The 438-nt window shown below is 76.5% G+C and carries 2 pseudogenes; both read right to left on the bottom strand.

Features of this window, described 5'->3' with window-relative positions:
- Positions 1-214 (bottom strand): annotated as a pseudogene (locus FV220_RS25270) (ABC transporter permease); the annotation flags it as partial.
- Positions 211-438 (bottom strand): annotated as a pseudogene (locus FV220_RS25265) (hypothetical protein); the annotation flags it as partial. The pseudogenes FV220_RS25265 and FV220_RS25270, both read right to left, overlap by 4 nt.

Here is a 438-nt window from a genome sequence, read left to right as displayed (position 1 = left end):
GGCCGAGGCCGAGCAACGCCACCAGGGCGAGCCCGGTCCCGGCGAGGGCGAGGTGATGCGTTGCCAGGGCCAGCAGGCGCTCCGCGCTCAAGCCGCGCCGCGGCGCCTCCCCGAGGCCCGAGACGATCCAGGCCGCCACGGTCGGATGGCTCATGGCGGCGAGGGCCGCCCCGACGAGACCGGTGGCGAGGGCGGTGCGCAGGCCGGGCCTCATGCGCGCCACCGCGCCCGGCAGGAGGCCTCGACGGCGCTCAGCGACCCTTCCGCCGCCAGGGACAGGAGGATGATGGGGATGGCACCCAGCAGGATCAGGTCCGGGGCGAATTGCGCCATGCCGTCGAAGACGATCCGCCCGAGGCCGCCCGCGCCGATGAGGGCGCCCAGCGTCGCCAGGCCGAGGCTCTGCACCGCCGCGACCCGCAGGGCGCCCACGAGCAT

It is taken from the genome of Methylobacterium sp. WL19 (genome assembly GCF_008040005.1).
GTDB classification, from domain to species: domain Bacteria; phylum Pseudomonadota; class Alphaproteobacteria; order Rhizobiales; family Beijerinckiaceae; genus Methylobacterium; species Methylobacterium bullatum.
The sequence above is the reverse complement of the archived record's forward strand: the minus strand, read 5'-3'. Positions and strand labels throughout refer to the sequence as shown.